The organism is Dietzia sp. CW19 (assembly GCF_014145265.1).
In the GTDB taxonomy this organism is placed as follows: Bacteria; Actinomycetota; Actinomycetes; order Mycobacteriales; family Mycobacteriaceae; genus Dietzia; species Dietzia natronolimnaea.
In genome coordinates, this window is the sequence record NZ_JAALEE010000490.1 from 2,742 (window position 1) to 3,754 (window position 1,013).

The following is a 1,013-nucleotide window of genomic DNA, read 5'->3' on the forward strand; positions in this document are numbered from 1 at the left end:
TCTCCAACGAGCCGTCCCGGGTGGACCTGGGACCCGAGCACGCGGATTCGGACGGGTCGCTGCACGCGATGATGCTCGACATGCGTCGCACGTTCGACGAGCTGGTCACCGCCAACACCACGCCCGAGAAGGCGCAGTCCATCCTGGACAACCACTTCTACAAGACCATGGTCACCTCCTTCGCCGGCACGCAGGAGTACATGGCCATGGAGAAGCTGGGCCAGTTGCTCGACGACTCGACGTGGGACCTCGTCGTCGTCGACACCCCTCCCTCCCGCAACGCCCTCGACTTCCTCGACGCCCCGCGCCGACTGGGCGCGTTCATGGACAGCCGTCTCATGCGGGTGTTCGCGGCGCCCGGTCGCGGGGTCGGCCGGTTGATGACCGGCGCCATGAGCACGGCGATGCGGGGGGTCTCGGCCGTCGTCGGCTCGTCCATGCTCAAGGACGCCTCCGAGATGGTCGTGGCGCTGGACTCCACGTTCGGTGGATTCGCCACCCGGGCCTCGCGCACCCAGGCGATCCTGCGCCGCAAGGGCACCGAGTTCCTGGTGGTCTCGTCCGCGGAACGTCCCGCCCTGCGCGAGGCCGCGTTCTTCGCCGAGCGGCTCTCGGAGGAGGAGATGCCGCTCGCGGGGGTCGTGATCAACCGCACCCACCCTCGGCTGACCGACCTCACGGCCGAGCAGGCGTGTGCTGCGGCCGACCGGTTGGCGGGGAACCCGGAGGCCGAGGCGGTGCTGCGGATCCATGCCGACCGGGCCGGCACGGCCAAGCAGGAGGTCCGCCTGCTGGAGTCGTTCACCGACACCCATCCGGACGTGCGGATCGTGGGCGTGCCGTCGTTGCCGTTCGAGATCTCCAACCTGGAGGCCCTGCGCTCGGTCGGCGACCAGCTCTGTGGGTGACCCGCTGTCCCGGCGACCAGCTCTGCGGGTGACCAGAGCGGCCGGACGGTCATCCGGGTGACCGGACCCGGTGATACGACGCGACCCGCGGCGGGAGCCGCGGGA

Annotated in this window: 1 protein-coding gene; it reads left to right on the forward strand. The window is 70.3% G+C overall.

The features are described from left to right. Positions 1-908, forward strand: a 908-nt coding sequence (locus G6021_RS13940; RefSeq protein WP_241736568.1) for an ArsA-related P-loop ATPase, incomplete at its 5' end; no start/stop codon positions are given. Between the last annotated feature and the right edge of the window lie 105 nt (positions 909-1,013).